25 protein-coding genes are annotated in these 21958 nt (G+C 59.1%); 11 read left to right on the forward strand and 14 right to left on the reverse strand.

All coding sequences use genetic code 11. The features are described from left to right. Positions 1-565: 565 nt before the first annotated feature. Positions 566-862, reverse strand: a complete 297-nt coding sequence (locus tag ACVWZF_RS08465) for a hypothetical protein (protein WP_011434379.1) — start codon at positions 860-862, stop codon at positions 566-568. 214 nt (positions 863-1076) lie between these two features. Between ACVWZF_RS08465 and ACVWZF_RS08470 the strand changes: the two genes are divergently transcribed. From ACVWZF_RS08470 to ACVWZF_RS08480, 3 genes are all read left to right on the forward strand, one after another. Beyond that, on the forward strand, positions 1077-1319 hold the full coding sequence (locus ACVWZF_RS08470; RefSeq protein ID WP_011434378.1) for a Ycf34 family protein: 243 nt from the start codon (positions 1077-1079) through the stop codon (positions 1317-1319). A 146-nt stretch (positions 1320-1465) separates the two neighbouring features. Next, positions 1466-2479, forward strand: coding sequence for an oxygen-dependent coproporphyrinogen oxidase (hemF, locus tag ACVWZF_RS08475; protein ID WP_414349961.1), 1014 nt, complete (start codon positions 1466-1468; stop codon positions 2477-2479). A 39-nt stretch (positions 2480-2518) separates the two neighbouring features. Further along, entirely contained in the window at positions 2519-3214 is a 696-nt protein-coding gene (locus ACVWZF_RS08480) for an alpha/beta hydrolase (RefSeq protein ID WP_457393921.1), read from the forward strand. Here the strand turns inward: ACVWZF_RS08480 and ACVWZF_RS08485 are convergent. The 8 genes from ACVWZF_RS08485 to ACVWZF_RS08520 all read right to left on the reverse strand — a co-directional run bounded on the left by ACVWZF_RS08485 (position 3160) and on the right by ACVWZF_RS08520 (position 9092). Then, on the reverse strand, positions 3160-4458 hold the full coding sequence (locus ACVWZF_RS08485) for an RNA-guided endonuclease InsQ/TnpB family protein (RefSeq protein WP_457393918.1): 1299 nt from the start codon (positions 4456-4458) through the stop codon (positions 3160-3162). The two genes, ACVWZF_RS08480 and ACVWZF_RS08485, sit on opposite strands and share 55 nt — an antisense overlap. Before the next feature lie 303 nt (positions 4459-4761). Continuing rightward, on the reverse strand, positions 4762-5328 hold the full coding sequence (locus ACVWZF_RS08490; protein ID WP_457411266.1) for a GDYXXLXY domain-containing protein: 567 nt from the start codon (positions 5326-5328) through the stop codon (positions 4762-4764). Between the two features lie 26 nt (positions 5329-5354). Further along, the gene (gene thiD, locus ACVWZF_RS08495; protein WP_457411268.1) at positions 5355-6221 is read right to left on the reverse strand and encodes a bifunctional hydroxymethylpyrimidine kinase/phosphomethylpyrimidine kinase; all 867 of its coding nucleotides are present in this window, start codon (positions 6219-6221) and stop codon (positions 5355-5357) included. Between the two features lie 173 nt (positions 6222-6394). Next, entirely contained in the window at positions 6395-6601 is a 207-nt protein-coding gene (locus tag ACVWZF_RS08500) for a hypothetical protein (protein WP_414332282.1), read from the reverse strand. Between the two features lie 292 nt (positions 6602-6893). Beyond that, positions 6894-7211 (reverse strand): 2Fe-2S iron-sulfur cluster-binding protein, encoded by a 318-nt coding sequence (locus ACVWZF_RS08505; protein WP_414342213.1) that lies wholly within the window; start codon positions 7209-7211, stop codon positions 6894-6896. Continuing rightward, positions 7211-7468 carry a DUF1816 domain-containing protein gene (locus ACVWZF_RS08510; protein ID WP_414384163.1) on the reverse strand — a complete coding sequence of 86 codons (258 nt, stop codon included), beginning with the start codon at positions 7466-7468 and terminating at the stop codon, positions 7211-7213. Before ACVWZF_RS08510 ends, ACVWZF_RS08505 begins: the two co-directional genes overlap by 1 nt. Positions 7469-7490: 22 nt before the next feature. Next, positions 7491-8627, reverse strand: coding sequence for a 23S rRNA (guanosine(2251)-2'-O)-methyltransferase RlmB (gene rlmB / locus ACVWZF_RS08515; protein ID WP_414400106.1), 1137 nt, complete (start codon positions 8625-8627; stop codon positions 7491-7493). Between the two features lie 33 nt (positions 8628-8660). Beyond that, positions 8661-9092: a ribonuclease III domain-containing protein gene (locus ACVWZF_RS08520; protein WP_011434368.1), complete on the reverse strand. Its 432-nt coding sequence runs from the start codon at positions 9090-9092 to the stop codon at positions 8661-8663. Between the two features lie 208 nt (positions 9093-9300). Between ACVWZF_RS08520 and ACVWZF_RS08525 the strand changes: the two genes are divergently transcribed. Next, on the forward strand, positions 9301-9501 hold the full coding sequence (locus ACVWZF_RS08525) for a CsbD family protein (RefSeq protein ID WP_041436874.1): 201 nt from the start codon (positions 9301-9303) through the stop codon (positions 9499-9501). 6 nt (positions 9502-9507) lie between these two features. Here ACVWZF_RS08525 and ACVWZF_RS08530 read toward each other — a convergent pair whose 3' ends face one another. From ACVWZF_RS08530 to ACVWZF_RS08540, 3 genes are all read right to left on the reverse strand, one after another. After that, on the reverse strand, positions 9508-9996 hold the full coding sequence (locus ACVWZF_RS08530) for a photosystem I reaction center protein subunit XI (RefSeq protein WP_414332284.1): 489 nt from the start codon (positions 9994-9996) through the stop codon (positions 9508-9510). A 100-nt stretch (positions 9997-10096) separates the two neighbouring features. Next, entirely contained in the window at positions 10097-10216 is a 120-nt protein-coding gene (locus ACVWZF_RS08535) for a photosystem I reaction center subunit IX (RefSeq protein ID WP_011434365.1), read from the reverse strand. Positions 10217-10268: 52 nt separating this feature from the next. Then, a complete protein-coding gene (locus ACVWZF_RS08540; protein WP_414342216.1) occupies positions 10269-10814 on the reverse strand; it encodes a Photosystem I reaction center subunit III in 546 nt (181 codons plus the stop codon). 205 nt (positions 10815-11019) lie between these two features. On the opposite strand from ACVWZF_RS08540, the gene tsaD reads away from it, so the two are divergent. Further along, complete coding sequence (gene tsaD / locus ACVWZF_RS08545) at positions 11020-12114, forward strand: tRNA (adenosine(37)-N6)-threonylcarbamoyltransferase complex transferase subunit TsaD (protein WP_011434363.1); 1095 nt, start codon at positions 11020-11022, stop codon at positions 12112-12114. Here tsaD and mnmG read toward each other — a convergent pair. Then, entirely contained in the window at positions 12078-14009 is a 1932-nt protein-coding gene (gene mnmG / locus ACVWZF_RS08550) for a tRNA uridine-5-carboxymethylaminomethyl(34) synthesis enzyme MnmG (RefSeq protein ID WP_011434362.1), read from the reverse strand. The genes tsaD and mnmG overlap by 37 nt on opposite strands. 510 nt (positions 14010-14519) lie before the next feature. Between mnmG and thrC the strand changes: the two genes are divergently transcribed. The 6 genes from thrC to ACVWZF_RS08580 all read left to right on the forward strand — a co-directional run bounded on the left by thrC (position 14520) and on the right by ACVWZF_RS08580 (position 21374). Then, the gene (thrC, locus tag ACVWZF_RS08555; RefSeq protein WP_011434360.1) at positions 14520-15860 is read left to right on the forward strand and encodes a threonine synthase; all 1341 of its coding nucleotides are present in this window, start codon (positions 14520-14522) and stop codon (positions 15858-15860) included. A gap of 104 nt (positions 15861-15964) precedes the next feature. After that, the gene (locus ACVWZF_RS08560) at positions 15965-16486 is read left to right on the forward strand and encodes a fasciclin domain-containing protein (RefSeq protein WP_011434359.1); all 522 of its coding nucleotides are present in this window, start codon (positions 15965-15967) and stop codon (positions 16484-16486) included. A 36-nt stretch (positions 16487-16522) separates the two neighbouring features. Further along, positions 16523-16798 (forward strand): ubiquitin-like small modifier protein 1, encoded by a 276-nt coding sequence (locus ACVWZF_RS08565; protein WP_011434358.1) that lies wholly within the window; start codon positions 16523-16525, stop codon positions 16796-16798. A 26-nt stretch (positions 16799-16824) separates the two neighbouring features. Next, a complete protein-coding gene (locus ACVWZF_RS08570) occupies positions 16825-17403 on the forward strand; it encodes a DNA-3-methyladenine glycosylase (RefSeq protein ID WP_011434357.1) in 579 nt (192 codons plus the stop codon). Between the two features lie 454 nt (positions 17404-17857). Beyond that, positions 17858-19102: a C39 family peptidase gene (locus ACVWZF_RS08575; RefSeq protein ID WP_148202778.1), complete on the forward strand. Its 1245-nt coding sequence runs from the start codon at positions 17858-17860 to the stop codon at positions 19100-19102. A gap of 322 nt (positions 19103-19424) precedes the next feature. Beyond that, positions 19425-21374 (forward strand): NHL repeat-containing protein, encoded by a 1950-nt coding sequence (locus ACVWZF_RS08580; RefSeq protein ID WP_011434355.1) that lies wholly within the window; start codon positions 19425-19427, stop codon positions 21372-21374. A gap of 45 nt (positions 21375-21419) precedes the next feature. Here the strand turns inward: ACVWZF_RS08580 and ACVWZF_RS08585 are convergent, their stop codons facing one another. Continuing rightward, positions 21420-21857: a hypothetical protein gene (locus tag ACVWZF_RS08585; protein WP_011434354.1), complete on the reverse strand. Its 438-nt coding sequence runs from the start codon at positions 21855-21857 to the stop codon at positions 21420-21422. Positions 21858-21958 lie beyond the last annotated feature (101 nt).

Here is a 21958-nt window from a genome sequence, read left to right on the forward strand (position 1 = left end):
TTGTAGACCCAGACAAGTGGCGTGGGGCAGGAATGCCCGACCGCGAGGTAAGGACTCCGTCCTGCTGACGGGAAGGGTGGCCCGCGCTCTGTCCACAGGAGGAGCGCCGGGAGGATGTCACCATACTCCCCTGCCCAAAGGCAGAGGATTCTGGCTCTTGGTTCCAAGACAGCACTTGCCGTATCGGGTTGCCCCTTTACGACAGCGGTGCCCATCTCCCCAAGCGGGGCAGTTCCCTTCTGCCCTAAGTACCGTTGAAGAGAAAGGGCAAAACCTATTTAGGTTGCTTGCGTAGTCGCCGGACTACCGGGTTTTTTAAGTGGTTGACTACTCTACTACTGGTCTAGAGTACAGCACAAAAGCTGCCGTGAACGGCAGGGCTTTAGACCCAATTCTTTGGTAAAACAATTGCCAATAAAATGCCAATAAAAGGCTACCCGCTTGCTCGCCTTGCAGGGGCCAACTCAAGCGCTAGACCAAGAGAGCCAAGGTTTTTTTAACTCAGCACAGGTGTCTTTGGGGCAAGGGATCCATCCGACAAGCGCCAACCGACTGCCAGTTGTTTCTAACTGACGGCCACGGGCGACTTAGCGGCAGCAGCAGCGCGATTTTCCTCTTCCTCAGGAGGGACAACGGCAAACTCGATGTGATTGAGCAGGGTGGTCACGAAGGCGAAGAGCAGGAAAGGCAGGGAGATCACCAAAATCAGAGCAATGGTGAGAAAAGCGTAGAGGGGGCTATTCATCAGGGAGAGGGCAGCGGCCAAGCTGGCAAAGATGACAATCAGCCAAACGATGATCTGGCCGTAGATATCTCCAAAGGAGAGGGTACAGGTGAAGCGGTAGCGGGTGTGGGTGTTCATGGCAGTTCCTCTGGATAGCCTGGATGGTTTGATCCTAAGGGCAGATCAAGCCTCAGCCTGAGAAATATGTCGAGATTTTAGACGAGAGACGAGGAGATGCCTCTCTTTGCTAAGAAATATCTCAAGAATCGGCTGAGAAAGAGGGGATCCGCCGTCTGGAAGGAGGCAGGATGCTACCCTCAAGATTGGGAACCGTTTCTTGCAGGCAGCAGCCATGTGTATTTGTATTCACTGCTACTACGTGGATCGCTGTACCACCTACCATGCCGTGGAAGCGCAGCATCAGCAACCTCATCTCACACTGACGCCGGATTTTGAGCCGCAGGGCCCCCAGATCAATGTCAATATCCGCAATGGGGGCACCGAGATGGAATGGGATGTGGTGGGCTGCCAGAGCTTTCGCGAGGAACGGAACAAATGGGCGCGACTTCGTCCCTATGAGGCGGTTCCCACGTAAGATCCAAGAGCGGCCTGGATTTCCAGGGAGTTTCTTGCCCGGCCAGGTTAGAACTCTTCAGTTTGGCAGTTCGGCTCTCCCAGTCTGAGAGGTTTGATGGGGGCTGGAGAGGTTTTTGTCGAGTTTCGAGAGATTGGAAGACTATAATGCTGGCCTCAAGCCCTACAGCGCTGCCAGTGGATGCCCGTCAACAGGTGAGCCAATTCATGCAGCGCCTACAAGATGACATCTGTGCCCGTCTGGAGGCCCTAGACGGAAAAGCCAAGTTTCGGGAAGACCGTTGGGAACGCCCTGGAGGAGGGGGCGGGCGCTCGCGGGTCATTCAGCAGGGAGACGTGTTTGAGCAGGGGGGAGTCAATTTTTCCGAGGTGTTCGGATCCCATCTGCCCCCTTCGATTCTGAAACAGCGTCCAGAAGCGGCAGGGCATCCTTTCTACGCCACAGGCACCTCTATGGTGTTGCATCCTCGCAACCCCTATGTGCCGACGGTACACCTGAACTATCGCTATTTCGAGGCGGGGCCGGTTTGGTGGTTTGGGGGCGGGATGGATCTCACCCCCTATTACCTGTTTGAGGAGGATGCGGCCCATTTTCACCGCACCCTCAAGGCAGCCTGTGACCGCTTGGATCCCGTCTACTACCCAGTTTTCAAGATCTGGTGCGATCGCTACTTTTTCCTACCTCATCGCGGCGAGGCGCGCGGCGTTGGCGGCATTTTCTTCGACTATCAGGATGAACGCCCTGGGCTGCTCTATCGGCCTGAAGGCCAGGCGGAAGGGGATCCCGAACAACTGGCTTCTGAGCCACCATCGTTACAGGTGCGGGTGGGATCCCGCAGTTGGGAACATCTTTTCCAGTTGGTGCAAACCTGTGGCGACGCCTTCTTGCCGGCCTATGTGCCGATTGTGGAGCGGCGGCAGGGGATGGAATGGGGGGAGAGAGAACGGCAATTCCAGCTCTATCGTCGCGGGCGCTACGTGGAGTTCAACTTGGTCTATGACCGCGGCACGATCTTTGGACTCCAGACCCAGGGCCGCACCGAGTCGATCTTGATGTCTTTGCCGCCATTGGTGCGCTGGGAATATGGCTACGAGCCCCAGCCGGACACGTGGGAAGCTAAGCTCTACCAGGTGCTCCGCCAGCCCCAGGATTGGGCGTAGGCCGGCCATACCCCGTCTCTGCTTCTGAGGATCCGTGGCGTGTTTTCTCCTTTCCCCCTCACCTACCGCGTTCAGCCCCCCCGACAGGGCGGCTTAGGACCCGCGCCTGCGTTGGTAATGCTGCACGGGATCGGCAGCCACGAGGGGGATTTGTTCCAGTTGGCCCCCTATCTGGATCCTCGGTTGGCGGTGATCAGCTTGAGAGCCCCTATTCCTTGGAGTGGAGGCGGGTTTGCCTGGTTTGAAATGGCCTGGACACCGGAAGGGCTGGTGGGGGATCCCCAGCAAGCGCGCAATAGCCTCCAGCTCCTGAGCCGCTTTCTGGAACAGACGCTGCCCAGTGGGATCCCGGGTATTGCCCTGGATCCCAGGCAGGTGTATTTGCTGGGGTTTAGCCAGGGGGCGATCATGAGCCTGTACTTGGCTCTGACCCAGCCGGAGAAGCTGGCGGGGGTGGTGGCAATGAGTGGGCGCCTATCTCCAGAGATCCTGGCCGAGGCGGTGGAGCCGGAGCGGATGAAACACCTGGCCATCCTGGTGGTTCATGGCACTGCTGATGCTGTTTTGCCGATTGCTTTTGGCCGCCAGATCCGGGATTATTTTGCCCCGCTGCCACTGAACTTCACCTATCGCGAGTACGAGATGGGCCATGAAGTTTCCCCGGAGAGCCTGCGGGATATTCAGGTGTGGTTGCAAAACCTGTTGGATAGGAGAGATTCGGAAGTGAAAACGTAAACTACCCGACTCCGACCGCTAAAGCGGTACGGAGCGGGCTTTCGGTAGCCCTGCAGTTGGCAAGCCAACCACGAACCTCTAGGCTGGTTTACAGCAGCCCCAAAAAGCGCAATCACATTCGCACCATTCAAATCCGCATCCCCTTCCCATCCACAGTGTCCACACTTAAACTTCTTTCCACTGCGGTAGGATTGCGCAGGGTCGGGATGAATGTGCAAACACCGGTGGCAGGTCTGCGACGTGTAGGCAGGCGGCACCAGAATCAAAGCAACCCCTGCACGCAGAGCCTTGTACTCCAAAAATTGACGGAGTTGATAAAACGCCCAACTGTTGGCCCTGCGCCGTTCAGTTTTACTGCGGGGTTGTTGGTTGATGCGCTCCCGGATCCCTGTCAGGTCTTCCAGGGCGATAGCGCTGTTGGTAGCTTTTGCCCTAGAGACAATAGCTTTGGAGATGCGATGATTGACCCACGTTTTTGCTACGCAACGCTGACGCGACTGAAAGCGTCTCTCCTTGCCAGACAGCCGTTGCAGCAGTTGACGGCATCTGCGCCGCGAACTGCGTGTGCCCTTACTGGCTTTACGTTGGAGTGCCGCCCTCAGCTTGGAGTAGTGGTCTCGGATTCGGTTCAACTGCTGTCCATTCCAGTTATCCCCCTCTGACGTATGGGCAATATCTGTCCTTCCCAAGTCCACCCCCAGCACTCTACCCGTGCGTTGCGGTGGGGATGGCTCCGTTTCCACACAGATCTGAATAGAGTAGGAGCCGTCTTTACGCTTGACCAGAGTGGCAGATTTGGGATTGGAGCCCGCCAGCCGTTCTCTCTGGTAGCGGCCAATCGCCAGCTCAAAGCGCTCCCGACCCTCCACCGTGGTCAGCGACACCGTCCAGTCTTTCTCGCGGAACGAAAAGATACGAGCGTCGTAGGTAGCGAAGTCTCCTTTGAACGCTTTGACGGGGCGGTTTTTCTGTTGGGCAACTTTACGGGCGCCGGCCAGCCGCCTGCAGACCTGCTGGTCGCGTAAGCGGGACGTAGTCCTTGCCAAGTTACTGGACAAGCCGAACCGGGCACGGATTTCGCGGTAGCACAGAGACTGGAGCTTAACGGCGTTGGCGACTTTCTCCGGCGTGTTCTGGTTGACCCAATTCAAGGCTTGGCCAAAAGCCTCCAAAGTCGCGTCCAATTTGGCGGCTTGCGACGGGGACACCTTGAGCTTGCAGGATACGGTCAGGACTTGGGTCATGGTTCTATTGTAACCTCGCATTCCTCCCGGCACTGACCCTACGGGTACAGTGCGGGGCTCCTGCGATTTCTAGCTGAAGAAGTTTGACCCAATTGGGATGACCCTAATTCAGGTGTTGAGCAAGGCTGTGCAGCACTTAGCAAGCTCCTCAATGGCACAGCTCCGGTTCTCGCCATCTTCAGGGTTTCGAGGGGCAAGTGATAGGGATCCCTGCCCCATTCAGTTTTCCGGCTCTCCTTCGGGTTCGGATGTCAGAATATGGTGATTAATTGTTAAAGCGTTAAAGCCGGGCAGAATGAGCACTTAGTACCGATGCTCCCCTACCCAGAGGCCGACCAATGCTGCCTTGCCCCAGGGATCCACTTTCACTTCTGCCCGCGTGGCTTCAGGGTAACGCCGAATATCCTCTTCCAAGGCATCTCCAGCTGCTTCGGGAATAAAAAATTCTTCGATTCCCAACTTGAGCTGCTGCCCGTCAAACCAGCCTCGCAGCACTTTCTCTTCAGGCTGCAAATCTTTGGGCATCTCCCGGCTGACACCGATTGCTCGCCAAGGTTGAGTGGGATCCCCTGCGGGGGGAGCTAAGCGCAGATAAAGGATCCCTGGCGTCTCCAAATCAGGTAACCAACCCGGCAGTTGCTCTAGGGTGGAGCGTCGAGCGACGACGTAGCCCAAGGTCACGTACCGGCCCCGCAAAAGGTCATAGGGATCCACAGGGGCCGTTTGCAGGTAGATCGTGGTTCCGACAGCAAGAGTCAGCGCTTGCCGAGCCGGTATCAGCAGAACGATACCCAGTTGCAGCAGGAGGGGTAGCCAAAGCCGCCATTTGGGCAGGGATCCCTTCCTAGAAAGATTCAATGGGCCAGCCATAGCAGCCAGAGAGAGTGACCTCTCTCTTATGGCACAGGTTTGCCAATCCCGGACAGAAGCGGGTAGAAGTGCCCCACTGGCCCCTGACCTGACCCGATGGCCAAAGGATGTCGCAGCGCTTCTGTTACATAGGCTTTGGCCGCCACTGTGGCCGCCAAGGGATCCCTGCCCCAGGCCATCTGTGCTGCAATGGCCGCCGAGAGGGTACAGCCGGTGCCGTGGGTGTGGCGGGTGGGGATCCGCTCTGTTTTCAGCACTTCCAGTCGCTCGCCATCGAACCACACATCCACCCCCTGCAGTTCCCCCGGCATACCCCCACCTTTGACCAACACCGCTCCACAGCCCAGGGTGCGAATCTGCTGAGCCGCCGTTTGCATATCCGCCAGGGACTGCAGCTGCAGCCCCGTTAAAATTTGCGCCTCATAGCGATTGGGGGTCAGCACCTGAGCCAAGGGGATCAGCCGCTCGCGGATGGCCTGAATGGCCTCATCTGCCAACAACTTCGCTCCCGTGCGGGACACCATCACCGGATCCACCACCAGAGGCCGCAACGTCCAGCGCTCCACCTGACGGGCTACCTCCAGCACGATCTCGGCATTCAGCAACATGCCCGTCTTGATCCCTTGCACCCCAATGTCCTGCACCACGGCCTCAATTTGGGCGGCCACGGCTTCGGGGGGCAGCGCATCCACCCGGCTCACCCCAAGGGTATTCTGGGCGGTCACGCAGGTCAGGGCAGAGGTACCGTGTACCCGTTGGAAAGCAAAGGTGCGCAGATCCGCTTGGATCCCTGCTCCCCCACCACTGTCGGATCCAGCGATGGTGAGGGCGACAGGGGGGTGCTGCTCGGCCAGCAGTGGAGCCGGAGTTGGTTCAGATGCAGAGACAGACATTGGCCAAACGACAAAAATGGGCAAGGGTACCGATAGCCATTTCCATCAATCAATATGAACCATCTCTTTAACGTAGCAATGAAACTGTTGGTTCTCGATTGGTCTGAGACCACTGGGGTATTGGGAAAACTCTTGCAGACGTCTGTCAAGAAGCTGACTAAGAGTGAGTTGTCCTAGTCTAAATCCGAGTAGCCCTCATCAGTGGTGGCGACCACCTCAACCCAGGCTCTATCCCCCTCCACCGCCGTCAAGCTCCAGCGCAGAAGCCGAGCCGGCTGGCCCAGCTCCCGGTCAACTTGCTGACAGAGGGATTGCTCCAGTTGCGGGGCAGAGAGAGGCGAGCTCAACGGCAGAGATAGGTGCAACAAATGCAACTTCACAGGAGTCGAGAACTGATCTCGCCAAGGAAACAGACTTACTTTCGATAACTTCTAACACTAAGAATCCAACAATCAATATAAACTAATGTAGTATTTTCAGATTAGGCTGAGACAGCCGGGCTACTGAGAAAAACCTTTTGGGCCCCTGCATTATTGCTCCGCAACGCTATTGCTCCGCAACGCTGACGCGAAGACGCGACCAAGGTTTTAGTTGTGGGTACAGTGTCCTAGTTTGAATCGAAATGACTACAACACCTACTAACAAGTAGACCTGAACAGAAATCCGGCACGGTTAGGAGCCAAACTGCAAACGGTAAACCTCTTCCTCTTGATCGGTCTCCACCTCCAAATCGGAGGTAGCATAGGCTACACACAGCAGCACAAACCCTTGGGCCTGCAGTTCTGGCCCAATCCCCATTGCCTCTGTCTGAGTCACAGATCCCGACCTCAGCCGCCCCGCACAGGTGGTGCAAACCCCCGCCTGACAAGAGGAAGGCAGCTCTATCCCGTGTTCAAGAGCAGCTTGTAAAACCGTCTGATCCGCAGAGGCGGGGAAGCGGTAGGTTTGGCCGCGGTGATGAAGGGTTACTTGATAAGCCGTAGCAGACATCAGGAACGGGCTCCCGACGGAGTACGGGTCACCGTCAGAGACTGTGGCTGGCGCATTTTCTTCACCAGAGCCTGGATCTTTTTGGCTCCTTCCTTTTGCAGGTCGGCGATGTAGTGGCCTTTGAGCCGCTCCGCCTCAGCTTCATCGGAGAAGGGGCCGTAGTAGTAGGTGCAGTCCTCGGTGGTGATCTCGATCCAGACCGATAGGCCGCGCAGCTTATCCAACAGATTGGCCAAAAGGTTGCTCACGGGATCCATCCCCCATTATCAAGTCTAGCAATCATTGGATGTCCTTTTGCAATCCCCTAGATTCTACTACTTTTATTGACGATTTGTTGAGGAATGTATCAACCTCAGGGCGTTTGAGGTGGTGGGGAGAGCGCTGCCGGTGGATTTCGTAGAGGGCAATGCCGGCGGCCACAGAAGCATTCAAGCTTTCAGTACGGCCTGCCAAGGGAATGGACAGCAGTTGGTCACAATGGCGCTGTGTGAGCAGGCTAATCCCTTCCCCCTCGGATCCCACCACCAAGGCAATGGGCCGTTGAAAATCGGCTCTATAGATGAGGTCAGTCCCTCGGCTGGTGGTGCCATAAACCCAAAACCCCTGCTCTTTGAGGTATTCCAAAGCCCGATTCAAATTCACCACCCGCGCCACCGGCAAGGTGGAGAGGGCTCCCGCCGCTACCTTCATCACCGTCGAGGTTACCCCTGCTGCCCGCCGTTGTGGGATCACCATCCCCTGCATGCCAAAAGCCTCCACACTACGGGCAATGGCTCCCAAGTTATGGGGATCCTGGATCCCGTCTAGGACTACCAGCACTGGATTGGGGCTGGCCTGCCGGCTTCTTTCCACCAAATCCTCCAGGGCCACGTACTGATAAGGCGTGGCTTGGGCAGCGATACCCTGGTGGTTGGCGCCAGCCGTGAGGGCGTTCAGCCGCTTTGGAGACACTTCGTCGATAACGGTGCCCCGCGCTTTGGCTTCTTCCAACAGAGACAAAAATTGGGGGCTGTAGCGCAACTTCGGCAAGATCCAAACCCGATTGAGGGTGGCTTGACTTTTCAAAGCAGCCAGTACTGTCTGGCGACCGTAGATAATCTCTTGCTCCAGCTCGGTCTCCGGATTCCCGTCGGCCTGAGGCTGAACTTCCCCTGGCAAGATCCCTGTCTCGCCAGTGGAGAGGCCGGGATCCAGCTCGCCTACTGGTTGAGGAGCCATCTTGCCTTGGGGCCACTGCCGTTGCGCGTCGCGACGGATGGGCTTCACTGGAGCCTCTCGGAGGGCAAGCTTGGGATCCCCGTCTCGGCGTTTGGGCCGCTGTACCCGCTTGCTAACGGATTGCCCTGCCCTTCGCGGCTGCAGTTTGCCCGAGCGAGACAGCCGTGAAGCAGGTTTGCGCTGAGAAGTCTTGGGCATGGGCGTGGAAGATGGAAAGACGGAAAGACTATCCTAACCTTCCCACTCGCCTAGGGTCTCAGCCAAAACATCAGTGAGGGCGAGGATATGGCGCAGCCGTTCGGGATTGGCCAGGTAGAGATAGCCCAGAACTGTTTCCAGGCCGCTGGCGTTTTGGTAATCGGCCAGAGGCAGATGCCGGGGTGGGCGACCGCAGCCATTGCGACCCCAGCGGACAATTTCCTGCTCTTCGGGGTTGAGATGGGGCAACAGGGCCAACAGCAGCTTAGCCTGAGCCGAGCCGCGCACCCGCCTCACCACCTGCTGATGATAGCGCTCCAGTCGATCCGGAGGAAATAGCCGTTGCCGCCGCACATGCAGTTCGTAAATGGCGTCTCCCAAGTAGGCCAAGGCTGCGGGCGATAGGCGGCGAATCTCGGCCAAGGAGGGCCTTTCGGAAGTGGGCTCGAACAGCAGATCGTTCACAGCAGCTCACGAAAGATAGGCAGAAAAAATGTCTAGAACCGCTGTCATCGGCTCATTGCAGGATTCAGTCCATGCTAAGACAAGCTTCCTCTGGTCTGCTAGCCTGACTCGCGCTCTTTCCCCCCTTGCAGGTGATTTGGATCACGAGGCCCAGAGAGAAAAGGTGCTATCGAGTAGACAGGGCAAAGCCGGTTAAGGGGCTGATGTTATGAGCCTTGAAAAGCCAGTTGGAGTTACTGCCAAGAATCTGGAGAGCAAAATCCAAGAAATTGTGGGTGAGCTGGCCAGCGATCAGCGTGAAAGGCTGGAAGGTAAGGCCGAGCAAACAAAGGCAGCCACCCACCCTGGAGTCGAGGATGCTCGAGAAGCGATTAAAGACGTTGTGGATGATCCAACGGATGGCCAATAGCTCCAGTTAAGATGCGGGGACAAGGAGATCTGCATTCAGCAAAAGCAGGTAGGCGACGACCGCCCCCCCCATACCCCCTACCAAAAAGCCAGCGGCCAATTCGCTCCAAGATTGGGATCCCCCTACCGGCCCTATGTTGCGCTGCGAAGTGACAGTGCCGTAGAGAGAAAGGGCCGCCGTCAGAATCAAGATCAGGCCACAGGCTCCCAAAAAGCCGCTCAGCAGACCGATGGGCTCGTTGCGCAGCGGCCCCAGCTTGGCAAAGGGGCCTACCAGCCAATAGCCGTGGGCCATACCGATTTCCAAGCCCCGCCAAATGGAACTCAATCCCGGTCGGTTGATGGGCAGCCAGTCGATCAACAGCCGGACAACAGGCGCGTGGTTGATCGGTGTCCAGAGATCCCCAATTTGCGGATCTCCCTCAGGGACGGTGACGTATCCCTTATTCATGTTCAACCTATTCAACGGAGCAGGATCGGCATTGGGTTCGACCATTTCAGCAACTCTGTGTCCAGTTCAAAGGAGGATGGAAAAAAGCCTAAAAAAGCAGGGATCCCACCGGGCGTAGGTTGCGCTGGGGATCCCTGGCCTACACTCAGAACGTCAAAATGTCGGGGAAGAAGCGATTGATCTCGATGAACAGGGCAAAAACAAAGCTGGAAAACAGGATAAATGCCACCGGAGCAGTGGTGAGAAACTTGGTGAAATCAGCCATAGACGCCTCTCAAAAGTTAAATAAATCGAGTTAGAAAGCCGGGCTCAGCTCCTCAGCGGGGGGAGATGGGCACAGCCGCTTCCGGCTCTCGAATTTCGCCGCTGGCAATTTCCTTAAAAGCAGCAGCGGGCCAAGCCAAAGCCGTGAGGAAGCACCGCAGCGCCAGCGGTACATCGATCAGGCTTTCTTTCATTTCGGGGCTATCCTCATCCCGAACCGCGATCAGGTAAGAACGCCCCGCCCAGCCCAGCCAACCGGCAATATACAGGAAGAGCAGGCCGGGGATGAGAAACTCGCCCGCATGGTTCAACCGACCATCTGTAACCAGGTGGGGCAGGCCCTCTTCGCCGCAGAGCAGCTTGCTGTAGCGCTCAAAGCGCTTGCTGGTTTGGGCCAGCTTTTGCTGGTAGACGGGAGCCATAGCAGGGCTGGCGTTGAGGATCTTCTCCTCTAGGCTGCTCAGGCGTTCGTTCATCAGGGCCTGAAAGGCGGGAACTTCGCTGCAAGGTTTCAGACCAATCAAGGGCTCTGCCTGCACAGATTGGGCGAGGCCAAGCGCGATGCAAAGGGCCAAAAGAAGGCTTAAAAAGGTTCGCATAGCAGGATGTGTCCTTGAGGTAGGGGTCTAAGATCTGTCCAAATGCTAAGGGATGCTAAGTGCAGAAACAGGCACTAAACGGTTAGTATCATACTCCTGAGCGCCTCGCCCCGACGGATCCCGGGTTTTAGCTCACACAATTCTTAATTCAAGTATCTCAAGTATCCCAAAGCTCTCCTATCCCTTTTGCCCAGCCTGCTCTCCCATGCCCCGCGTCCTTGCCATCGAAACCAGTTGTGACGAAACGGCTGTGGCTGTGGTGACGGCGGATGTGGCCTGGCCGGGGTTTGCCCCGCGGCAGCTCAGCTCGGTGGTGGCCAGCCAAATCGACCTCCATGCGGCCTACGGGGGCGTGGTGCCGGAGGTGGCCTCACGGCAGCATGTGGAAACTCTGCCCTTTGTGCTAGAGGCTGCTCTGCAGCAGGCCGGATTGGAGGTGGCCGAGGTAGATGCCATTGCCGTAACCTGTGCGCCGGGCCTGGTGGGATCCCTGCTGGTGGGGCTGATGGGGGCCAAGACCCTGGCTTTGCTTTACGACAAGCCCCTGATCGGGGTGCATCATCTGGAGGGCCATCTCTTCAGCGGCTTCTTGGCAGAGCCCGATTTGCGCCCCCCCTGCCTATGCCTTTTGGTATCGGGAGGCCACACCAGCCTGATTTGGATGAAGGACTACGGGGACTACCAGACGGTGGGCCGCACCCGCGACGATGCTGCCGGCGAGGCATTTGATAAGGTGGCGCGGCTGTTGGGGCTGGGCTACCCGGGAGGGCCGCAGATTGACCGTTGGGCCCAGCAGGGGGATCCGCAGCGCTTTCCCCTGCCCGAGGGCAAAGTGGAGCATCCCTACGACACAAGCTTCAGCGGCCTGAAAACGGCGGTGTTGCGCCTAGTCCAGCAGTTGCAGCAGCAAGGCCGGGAGTTGCCCATTGCCGACATTGCCGCCAGCTTCCAGGCCTGTCTGACCCATGTGCTCACCGAAAAGGCAGTGGCCTGCGCCGAGGCGCTGGGCCTCTCGACGCTGCTGCTGACGGGAGGGGTAGCTGCCAATCGGGAGCTGAGGGCCCGCCTCAGGGAAGCAGCCCGGCAAAAGGGGTTGCGGGTGGTGATCCCGCCTCTAGCCCTCTGCACCGACAATGCCGCCATGATTGGGGCAGCTGGGCTCTGCCACTGGCTGCGGGGGGAGGTCTCGCCGCTGGAGCTGGGGGTAGCCTCGCGCATGCCCCTAGAAGGGATCCCTTCCCTCTACATGGATGGGGGCGGAGCTCACAGAGAAGAACAGACGGGATCCGCCGCCCTCTGACGTTGCCTCACCTCAAGGTAGATGAGCAGCGCGTTGATGTCGGCGGGGTTGACACCGCCGATGCGGGCCGCCTGGCCCACGGTTAGCGGGCGCACCGCCGAGAGCTTATCCCGCGACTCTTTGGAGAGGGTGGGGATGGAGTGGTAGTCCAGATCGGGGGGCAGAGGGCGGTGGTACTGCTTGCTCACCTGCTCAATTTGGCTCTGCTGCCGCTGGATGTAGCCGCTGTATTTGACGGCAATCTCTGCCGCCTCCTGCTCAAAGGGATCCAGCTCCGCATCCCCCAGCCCCAGTTCCAGGAGATCGGAGTAGTGAATCTGGTTGCGGCGCAAGATCTCGGCCAGGGTGGCGGATCCCTTGATCCCCTGCCCCGTCAGTTGGCTTAGTTGGATGCCGGCCAGGTCGTGGGCCTTCACCCGCTGCGTTTCCAGGCGCTCGATTTCTGCGGCAATGCGCGCTTGCTTGGCTTGGAACAGGGCCCAGCGCCGGTCATCGATCAAGCCCCATTCTCGCCCCAGGGGGGTGAGCCGTTGGTCGGCATTGTCGGAGCGCAGGATGAGGCGGTATTCGGAGCGGCTGGTGAGCATGCGGTAGGGCTCCCGCAGTTCTTTGGTGCAGAGATCGTCGATGAGGGTGCCGATGTAGCTGGACTCCCGCGGCAGGGTGACCAGGGGCTTGCCTTGAACCAGGCGGGCGGCGTTGATCCCGGCTATGAGCCCCTGAGCTGCCGCCTCTTCGTAGCCGGTGGTGCCGTTGATCTGGCCGGCGCAAAACAACCCCTGCACCTTTTTGGTCATCAGAGTGGGGTAGAGCTGGGTGGCCGGCAGATAGTCGTATTCCACCGCATAGGCAGGCCGCAGCATGACGCACCGCTCCAGGCCAGGCAAGGAGCGCAACATCTGGATCTGGATTTTCTCCGGCATCCCCGTGGAGAACCCCTGGATGTAGAGCTCCGGCAGATCCCGCCCTTCCGGCTCAATAAAAATCTGATGGCTTTCCTTGTCGGCAAAGCGGACAATCTTGTCTTCGATGCTGGGGCAGTAGCGGGGCCCTTTGGCCTCCACCCAGCCGCCATAGACAGGGGTTTCGTGGAGATTTTCCCGGATGATGCGGTGGGTCTCTGGGGTGGTGCGGGTCAAGTAGCAATCCATCTGCTCCCTTGGCACCCACACCTCGGGGTCGAAGCTAAACCAGCGCACATCGGGATCCCCCGGTTGCCGCTCCATGACCGAAAAATCCACGCTGCGCCGATCCACGCGGGCAGGGGTGCCGGTTTTCAGCCGGCCCGTTTCAAAGCCCAGTTGGCGCAGGGTGTCGGTCAGCCCTTCCACGGCAAATTCCCCTGCTCGTCCGGCAGCTTGCCAGTGGCGACCAATCCAGATGCGCCCCCCCAAAAACGTACCGGTGGTCAGGATCACCGCCCGACAGCCGAAGATGGTGCCGAAATGGGTGACCACGCCCACCACCTCGTCGTTGCGCCCCAACACCAAATCGGTGACAGTGCCCTCGCGAATCGTCAGGTTAGGCTGGTTTTCCACCACCGAGCGCATCACCCGCGCATATTCCCGTTTGTCGGTTTGTGCCCGCAGCGCCCACACCGCCGGCCCCCGCGAGCGGTTGAGCACCCGCTTTTGCAAATAGGTGCGGTCGGTAACTTTGCCCATCTCGCCGCCGAGGGCATCGATTTCGTGTACCAGTTGCGATTTGGCCGGGCCGCCGACGGCAGGGTTACAGGGTTGCCAGGCGATCTTGTCCAGATTCAATGTCAGCATGAGGGTGTTACAGCCCAGCCGCGCTGCCGCCAATGCTGCCTCACAGCCGGAGTGCCCCCCGCCGACCACCACCACATCGTAGTGATCGAGAAAATCAATGCTGTCCCGTCCAACTCTGAGCATAGGGTGGCAATTCCAAAATGAATAGCCGGGATCCCCGGTCTTTTAATTTTCAGGTTATTTCAGCTCGCTTATCCAGCTTAGCGATGGCGGCAACGGATAGGGTTATTTGCGACCGGCCTGAGGCAGGCAGAGCAGTAGGGAAAGTTTTCTGTTGCCCTGGGAAATAAACCTGGGAAATAAAGTTGGGTAGAGGCTCAGTTCCCAGCCTAAGTCACCTGATTGAAGAGTTGAAGAGACCTCAGGGCGCTGGGATCAGCTCCCCCAAGGCTGCCGATAGCAGGGGATCCCAGAGGAAAGGGCAGAGTCGCCCAAGGGATGTTGCGGCTCATACAAACACCAGACAGCCCGCCTGAGAGAGCCAAGCACCGATTCCATTATCCTCAACCGGATCTAATCCAGACTATTTTAGTCGGGTTTAGTTGACGCGGCAGATTGCGAGTGATAAGATTCCCCCCAACGATAGGTAAGTTCAATCCAGCGCCCACCCTTTCCTTCACCTTGAGGCTGCCCATGTCCCAAACTCTTTCCGAACGCCCGCTCAGCCCTGCCGATTCCCCGTTGGCCTCTGCCTTGCACAGCTCCAAGGTGGGCTTCAGCCGTTTGCGCTGTCGGGAGTGTGGCGCCGAGTATGAGCCGGTCGCCAAGCATGTTTGTGAGCTGTGTTTCGGCCCCCTGGAAGTGGTTTATGACTACGACTGGCTGAGGCACAGCGTCAGCCGGCAGAGCATCCAAGCTGGGCCGCTGTCTATCTGGCGCTATCGGCCTTTTCTGCCAGTAACTTCTGAAAAGCCCATCGATGTGGGCACCGGCATGACCCCGCTGGTTAAGGCGGAGCGGCTGGGTCGGCGGCTGGGGTTAAAAAATCTTTACATCAAGAACGATGCCGTCAACATGCCCACCCTTAGCTTCAAGGATCGGGTGGTGTCGGTGGCGCTGACCCGCGCCAAGGAGCTGGGTTTTACCACCGTTTCCTGCGCCAGCACGGGCAATCTGGCCAACTCCACCGCTGCTATTGCCGCCCACGCCGGCTTGGACTGCACCATCTTCATCCCGGCGGACTTAGAAGCGGGCAAAGTGCTGGGATCCCTGATTTACAACCCCACCGTCATGGCGGTGGAGGGCAACTACGACCAGGTGAACCGCCTCTGCGCCGAGGTGGCGGATCGCTACGGCTGGGGCTTCGTCAATATCAACCTGCGCCCCTACTACTCGGAAGGCTCCAAAACCCTGGCCTACGAGGTGGTGGAGCAACTGGGCTGGCAACTGCCGGATCAGGTGGTGATCCCGCTGGCCTCGGGATCCCTGTACACCAAGGTTTATAAAGGCTTCCAGGAGTTTGTGAAGGTGGGGCTGGTGGCGGATAAGCCGGTCGCCTTCCACGGCGCACAGGCGCAGGGCTGCGCGCCCATTGCCCAGGCGTTTCGCGAGGGGCGGGATTTTGTCAGCCCTGTTAAGCCCAATACCATCGCCAAATCCATCGCCATCGGCAACCCTGCCGACGGGATCTACGCCCTGGACATTGCCCGCAAAACCGGCGGCCAGATCGAGACGGCTGCCGATCCGGAGATTGTTGCCGGCATCAAGCTTTTGGCCGAGACCGAAGGCATCTTCACCGAGACTGCCGGCGGCACCACCATTGCCGTGCTCAAACACCTGGCAGAATCCGGTCAAATCGATCCGGAGGCGGTTACAGTAGCCTACATTACTGGCAACGGCCTGAAGACCCAGGAGGCGGTTCAACCCCACGTAGGCCATCCTCTGGTGATCTCGCCCAAGCTGGAGAGCTTTGAACAGGCTTTGGAGCGCGCCCGCACCCTAGAGCGGCTGGACTGGCAAGAGGCATCAGTATGAACTCGGTTTGCAGGGAAGACCCTCTCCACTGCCTCTTAACAGGATCTTAATGAAGAACTGTTAAGATCCCTGGCGTAGACCTATTGGCTCAGGAGCTTTGCACAATGCCTATCTTTCCTTCTGTTCAACGCCTTGTTCGCCGTTGGATCCCGTTGGCGGCTGTAGTGGCCCCGCTTGTCTTTGCTCCTGCGGCCCAGCCTCAAGGGCTAAACACCATTGCCGTTGAGCTGGAAACTTTGCCCAGCAGCTACTCGACGCTGGCGGCAGCTTTGCGGGCGACGGGCCTGAATACGGCGTTGGCAGGGCCGGGGCCGTTCACGGTCTTTGCCCCTTCCGATGTGGCCTTTGGGCAACTGCCGCCGGGTACGGTGGAGACGCTGTTGCAGCCGGCCAGCCGGGCTCAGCTCACCCGCATTCTCACGTATCATGTGGTGCCGGGGCGGATTACCTCGTTTGACCTGCGGCCCGGCCAATCGACCACTCTGACCACCTTGGCAGGGCTGCCGCTGCAGGTGCAGGTGGGATCCGATGGCAGCATCCGGGTCAACGGGGCTAACGTGAACCTGGCGGATATTCCAGTTTCCAACGGCGTGATTCACGGCATCGATGGGGTGCTGCTACCCTAGTTTTTTGATGTTGGTTAATGGACGAGGCATTGGGCTATGGCAGTCAAGGTGCTGATTCCCAACACGCTGCGGGCGCTCACCCAGGATCAGGGGGTGGTGAATTGCGAGGGATCCACCATCCGCGAATTGTTGGATGCTTTGGAACAACGCTGTCCGGGGATTAAGGCGCGGCTGTGCGATGAGAAGGGGGAATTGCGCCGCTTCGTCAACTTTTATGTGAACAGCGAAGACATTCGCTTCCTCAAGGGATGTGACACCCCTCTGCAAGATGGGGATGAGGTGAGCATCGTCCCTGCCGTTGCTGGGGGCTGAGGGCTGCCAAGCCTGCCGTGGACGCTGTGGAGTGGTTGAGCCAGCCGGCCCCGCTGGTGGCACCTGCCTTGCTGGGCATGGTTCTGGTGCGGCAATTTGCCGATGGGCTGCAGGTGCGGGCCCAGATCGTAGAGACGGAGGCCTACACGGCTGGGGATCCGGCCTGCCATGCCTACCGCCGCAAGACCCAACGCAACCAGGTCATGTTTGGCCCGCCAGGGCATCTCTACATCTATCGCATCTACGGCCTCTACCACTGCCTAAATATCGTTACCGAGCCAGAAGGGATCCCGGCGGCGGTTCTGATCCGGGCAGCTCAGTTGGATCGCCTGCCAGACTGGATCCCGGCCAACAAACAGAATCAGCCAGCACGGGCGGCGGCGGGGCCGGGCCTGCTCTGTCAAGCCCTGCGCATCGACGGATCCCACAACGGCTGGCGGCTAGAGCGGGCGGAAGCCGGCCAGGAAGGCATTTGGCTGGAGGGATCCCCCTCTTGGCAAACGCAGTTGTCCATCGTCCAAACCACCCGCATCGGCATCACCCAAGGAGCCGAGATCCCCTGGCGCTGGTACATTGGTGGACATCCGGCGGTGTCGCGCTATTAGTGGGGGCAGGCGGACAATGCTCGCAGAAGGCAGTGGCTAAAGGACTCCGTCCCGCTTACGCGAACGGCAGGGGCTGCCTGGGCTGGTCAGCGGGGTTGTGCTGCTCTTGCTGGGGTTGCCCGCGTTGGCCCAGCCTGTTCCAACTTTTCCAGGACTGATACATTTACGCTGAACACTGCTGAACATCACTGTTCAACTATGCAGCGATAGCATTCTGTTTGTTTCCATTCGCGTTAGCGGGACGGAGTCCAAACAGAATGGCGGTATCCCGCAAAGCTTTGAGTAGAATACCCAAAGCGCAGTTTCCGTGTCGTCTTACTACCAATTTTCTGCTTTGCTTTGGCTACCATGTTGGCAGACTCGAAAGTAAACAGAAAGATCAACTGGTAGTAATCCGTACTGAACATATTATACATTATTTTCAGTATAGTTGAGCTTATTATTGACTAGAGTCATGCTCTTGACGATGCAAGCCCAGACCCACTTCACCTATCGCACCGGGTTTCAGCGCTGGCGGGCGGGAGAAGCTCAGGGGTTTCAGGACTGGTCAACCCAAGGGATCTGCCTGAACGCCCGAGGGCAATTGGTCTTGGATCCAGAGGGTTTGCGGCAAGAAGTCAGCCTTGAAGAGCCTGAGGTGGCGCTAAGGACTCCGTCCCGCTTACGCGATAATGCTCCGCACCGCTTACGCGATCGGGGGCGCCCTTTCTATCCCCTTGGCCCCTACTGGGTGGGAGAAGCCACCAGCCCAGCAGTCCCCACCAGCTTCCCTATGGTCGGGGCAATCGCTTCCTGGAATGCCACCACGCCCCCCGGCACCTGGTTGGAACTGTGGATTCGGGCCAAGCTTTCAGACCGCTGGACAAAGTGGTATCACGGCGGGGTATGGGCTGCGGATCCCTTGACTCTGGCCAGCCACTCAGTGCAAGGACAAGGGGATGAGGATGGCAACCTGTACACGGACTTGCTGGTGCTCAAGGATACCCTCAACGGAGCAGAAGCCTTCCAGGTCAGGGTGCGCCTGTTCACGCAAGAGCCAGGCCGTTCTGCCGTTGTGGATCAGGTGGCAGTTGCCATTTCCAACGAGCCGGTCAGGCCCAGCCGCCTATCCCCTGGGGATCCCAGCCGCTGGGGCAAAATCTTGGATCTGCCTTGGTGCTCCCAGATGGTGTACCCCGATGGGGGAGAGGTCTGGTGTAGCCCCACCTCTTTGGCGATGGTGATGGCCTACTGGAAGCGGGATCCCCGTCCCTGTGAGGTGTTGGTGCGCGCAGCAGTGGCCGGTGTGTATGACCGGGTTTACCAGGGCCATGGCAACTGGGCTTTCAACGTCGCCCATGCTGCAGAGCAGGGTTTGTCCGGCGTGGTGGCGCGGCTGGAGAGCTTGGCCCAAGCAGAAGCCTGGATCGCGGCAGGGGTTCCGGTGGTCCTCAGCTATGCTTGGGGTGAGGGAGAACTGGAAGGGGCGCCAATTCCCAGAAGCAACGGCCATCTGGCGGTGCTGGTGGGGTTTGCTCGCGGCAGCGGTGCGGAGCAGTTTAGCCACGGGGATCCCATCCTCCACGATCCGGCGGCCAAAACCAACGAAGAGGTTCGCCGTACCTACCGCCGCGAACAGCTAGAGTCGTTGTGGCTGGAGCACTCCGGGGGTACCGTCTACTTGATTCATCCGCGAGAGTGGCCTGTCCCCACTCTATAGCCGAACCGGGCGAACGCGGGCAGCATCGACTTACAGCGCTACCGCTATGGCCTGGATGATTTCCTGGCCGCTGAAACTGCTATCTGGTCTTTCGGTGGGGATTTGAGTAAGGATAGATGGAGTGAGGAGTGCGACTCACCTGTGGGTGAGGATGGTTGGTCATGAATAGGAATGCGGTTCAGGGGCCAAGGCATTGGTCGAGGTGGCTCCTGCGGCAGAGAGGGTGCTGGGCAATTTTCGCCGGTTTGTACGCTGATGAAGGTAAGCGTGGGGGTTTGGGTTTCCGCCATTTCCCAGTTTGTGGGAGGGGATGAGCTGCATCATGCCACGACGGGCTTCCCTGACACCGCTACCTTGGCCTGCGCTGAGTGCCTTGGTGCTGGCTCTCTCGGGCTGTGGCGAGCTTTCTTCTTCTAGTCTGTCTCCCAGCGTTCTTCCCCCTGCGGCCCTACAGCCGGTTTCAACCCCAACTCCTCTCCCTCTCTCCCCGCTTTCTCTCACTTTTGAGCAAGCGCGTCAGGCCGGCTTGTCGGTGCCCAGCAACCGCATTGTTCTGCTGCTTCAGGAACAGGGATCCGATCTGGTGGCCCAGCTACCGGCCTCAGAGGTGGATCGCTGGCTGGCCCGCACCCCCACCTGGCCGGGGGTGGAAGGGATCGACCTGAGCATTACCCTGGGCACTTATCGCCAAACCGCCACTGCCCCTCTGCGCCCGGGGCAACCGGCCACCTTCACCTTCACCAATCCTCCCGCCGGGGAAGCGGAGCTCAGCGCCATCGCCTATCGGGGATCCACCACTCTGGCGCAAGGGAAGGGATCCCTGACCCTTTCTGCCCGCTCTGGGAGTTCTGGCAGTGTCAATCGTCCTCCCCAAGACACAGAGCGCCAGCGCCGCCTTTCTATGTTGGTGCTCTCTGAGGTGGGGGTACCGCTTCTGCACAGTAGCTCGGCAACTCCCGCTCTCGGCCAGCCGTTGCTGCTCTCAGGGGAAAATTTGGAGCGGGTGGAAACAGTTCTCTTTGCTGCAGCAGCCAATCCCGAGCGCATCCTGAGGGGGGAAATTCGCTCCCGCAGCGGTGACCGTTTGGTGGTGATGCCGCCTTCTTCTCTTTCCGGCTCAGTTTGGGTTGCTGTTGCGGATGCTTCCGGGCAAGGGTTGGGCACTCTGGTCTACGATTGGCCTGCCGCTACTCCTTCCCCCAGCCCCTCTCCCACCCCCACTGCTCCGGCAGCATCGGCCTGGGTGGTGGAAACTTTGCTGGATGGCCGCACCTCGCCCGCGGCAGATCCTGTCGGCAACGCCCCTGATAACACCGGCACCGAGTCCAGGATCTACCTGCAGCAAATCAGCGGCATTGCTGTGGATCCTGAAGGAGCCTTCTATTTAGCCGATAGAGCCCAGCACCGCATCTTCCGGCTGTCTCCAGAGGGGGAATTGGAAGTTTGGGCCGGCACAGGCCAAGCAGGCCGCCGCGACGGAGCAGCCAATCAAGCTCAGTTTGACTCCCCACAGGGGCTGCTCTGGGATCCCAAGGGGGGATTGTGGGTGGCCGACAGCGGCAACCATTGCCTGCGCTATATCAACCTGCAACGACAGGTGAGCACCTTTGCCGGCACTTGTATAGCCGGATACCGAGATGGGGGGCTTGACCGAGCTCAGTTCCGGGAGCCATCTGGGCTGGCTTTGGGTTCAGATGGCAGCCTCTACGTTGCCGACCGCGCCAATCGCCGCATCCGCCGCATCACCCCTGCAGGTGAAGTGACCACGGTTGCCGGCACCGGCCAGCCGGGATCCGTCGATGGCCCAGCAGAACAGGCCCAGCTCCTGCAGCCCACGGCTCTGGCGGTGGATAAGGAGGGGAACCTCTGGATTGCCGATGGACATCGCCTGCGCCGGCTCTCTGCTGGCGGACGAGTGACCACCCTCTCCGGGGCAGAGCCAGGCTATCGGGATGGCCCCCTGGCAGAGGCCCGTTTTCAAACCCTGGGGGGGCTGGCCTTCGATGCGGCAGGCAACCTCTGGGTAGCCGACCGAGATAACCATCGCATTCGTCGTCTTCAGCCTGGGGGACAAGTTTCCACCTTGGCCGGACAGAATCAGCCCGGCTGGCAGGATGGCCCCACCTCGGTGGCCCGGTTCGATCAACCTGCCGGCTTGGCAGTCTTACCGGATGGCAGTGTGGTGGTGGTGGATGCCGGCTTGCCGGGCTTGCGTCGCATAAGCCGCGTTGCTTCTGGGCCTGTCACCCCAACCCCTGGGGGATCTCTGTAGGCTCTTGACAGGCCGCCGTCTCTCAGGTTTCACAGGGATCCCCATCTACTCAATCACCACACTCTTCGGGCCGGCGTTCACCTCTGGGCGACCCTGATTGAAGTTGGCCAGGAAGGTGTCTGGATCTTTGAGGCTGAAGACCAGCTTTTTGCAGGGCACTTGCAGCCCCACCGGCCCCAGCAACGGAATAAAAAGAGGCTTTTCCTGCACCAGTGGAATGGCAATTACCCCTTGGGTGCTGGTGACCGGGCCAACGATCCCCTGAAAATCGGTGCGCACGCCCACCCCGTAGTACCAGGGCCAGGGAAAGCGCTCCCCTCGCCCCAACTCGCTCAAGGAGAACGTCTCGTTGAACAGGCTGCCCGCCCGCACAATGAGCTTGTCTTGCAGCAGATCGACATAGGCCGCCTCGCTGCTCACTCCAAACAGAGCCAGCGGCAAACTGGCTAGGGGATTGGAGTCGATGGCCATGTAATAACGCATGAGAAGTCTCCGAGTTCACAGATGGGTGACCAGGTGAGCCGCGGCCCCTAGCCTTGCCAATTATAAAAAATCTTCCCCGTTGCTCGACTGACCAAAAGGGA

Source organism: Thermostichus sp. OS-CIW-30, from assembly GCF_054060215.1.

Bases quoted from the DNA above. Each gene is read 5' to 3' on its own strand.
- ACVWZF_RS08465 (WP_011434379.1), bottom strand. From the start codon at position 862: ATGAACACCCACACCCGCTACCGCTTCACCTGTACCCTCTCCTTTGGA.
- ACVWZF_RS08470 (WP_011434378.1), top strand. From the start codon at position 1,077: ATGTGTATTTGTATTCACTGCTACTACGTGGATCGCTGTACCACCTAC.
- hemF (WP_414349961.1), top strand. From the start codon at position 1,466: ATGCTGGCCTCAAGCCCTACAGCGCTGCCAGTGGATGCCCGTCAACAG.
- ACVWZF_RS08485 (WP_457393918.1), bottom strand. From the start codon at position 4,458: ATGACCCAAGTCCTGACCGTATCCTGCAAGCTCAAGGTGTCCCCGTCG.
- ACVWZF_RS08490 (WP_457411266.1), bottom strand. From the start codon at position 5,328: ATGGCTGGCCCATTGAATCTTTCTAGGAAGGGATCCCTGCCCAAATGG.
- thiD (WP_457411268.1), bottom strand. From the start codon at position 6,221: ATGTCTGTCTCTGCATCTGAACCAACTCCGGCTCCACTGCTGGCCGAG.
- ACVWZF_RS08505 (WP_414342213.1), bottom strand. From the start codon at position 7,211: ATGTCTGCTACGGCTTATCAAGTAACCCTTCATCACCGCGGCCAAACC.
- ACVWZF_RS08510 (WP_414384163.1), bottom strand. From the start codon at position 7,468: ATGGATCCCGTGAGCAACCTTTTGGCCAATCTGTTGGATAAGCTGCGC.
- rlmB (WP_414400106.1), bottom strand. From the start codon at position 8,627: ATGCCCAAGACTTCTCAGCGCAAACCTGCTTCACGGCTGTCTCGCTCG.
- ACVWZF_RS08525 (WP_041436874.1), top strand. From the start codon at position 9,301: ATGAGCCTTGAAAAGCCAGTTGGAGTTACTGCCAAGAATCTGGAGAGC.
- ACVWZF_RS08530 (WP_414332284.1), bottom strand. From the start codon at position 9,996: ATGGTCGAACCCAATGCCGATCCTGCTCCGTTGAATAGGTTGAACATG.
- ACVWZF_RS08535 (WP_011434365.1), bottom strand. From the start codon at position 10,216: ATGGCTGATTTCACCAAGTTTCTCACCACTGCTCCGGTGGCATTTATC.
- ACVWZF_RS08540 (WP_414342216.1), bottom strand. From the start codon at position 10,814: ATGCGAACCTTTTTAAGCCTTCTTTTGGCCCTTTGCATCGCGCTTGGC.
- tsaD (WP_011434363.1), top strand. From the start codon at position 11,020: ATGCCCCGCGTCCTTGCCATCGAAACCAGTTGTGACGAAACGGCTGTG.
- mnmG (WP_011434362.1), bottom strand. From the start codon at position 14,009: ATGCTCAGAGTTGGACGGGACAGCATTGATTTTCTCGATCACTACGAT.
- thrC (WP_011434360.1), top strand. From the start codon at position 14,520: ATGTCCCAAACTCTTTCCGAACGCCCGCTCAGCCCTGCCGATTCCCCG.
- ACVWZF_RS08560 (WP_011434359.1), top strand. From the start codon at position 15,965: ATGCCTATCTTTCCTTCTGTTCAACGCCTTGTTCGCCGTTGGATCCCG.
- ACVWZF_RS08565 (WP_011434358.1), top strand. From the start codon at position 16,523: ATGGCAGTCAAGGTGCTGATTCCCAACACGCTGCGGGCGCTCACCCAG.
- ACVWZF_RS08575 (WP_148202778.1), top strand. From the start codon at position 17,858: ATGCTCTTGACGATGCAAGCCCAGACCCACTTCACCTATCGCACCGGG.
- ACVWZF_RS08580 (WP_011434355.1), top strand. From the start codon at position 19,425: ATGCCACGACGGGCTTCCCTGACACCGCTACCTTGGCCTGCGCTGAGT.
- ACVWZF_RS08585 (WP_011434354.1), bottom strand. From the start codon at position 21,857: ATGCGTTATTACATGGCCATCGACTCCAATCCCCTAGCCAGTTTGCCG.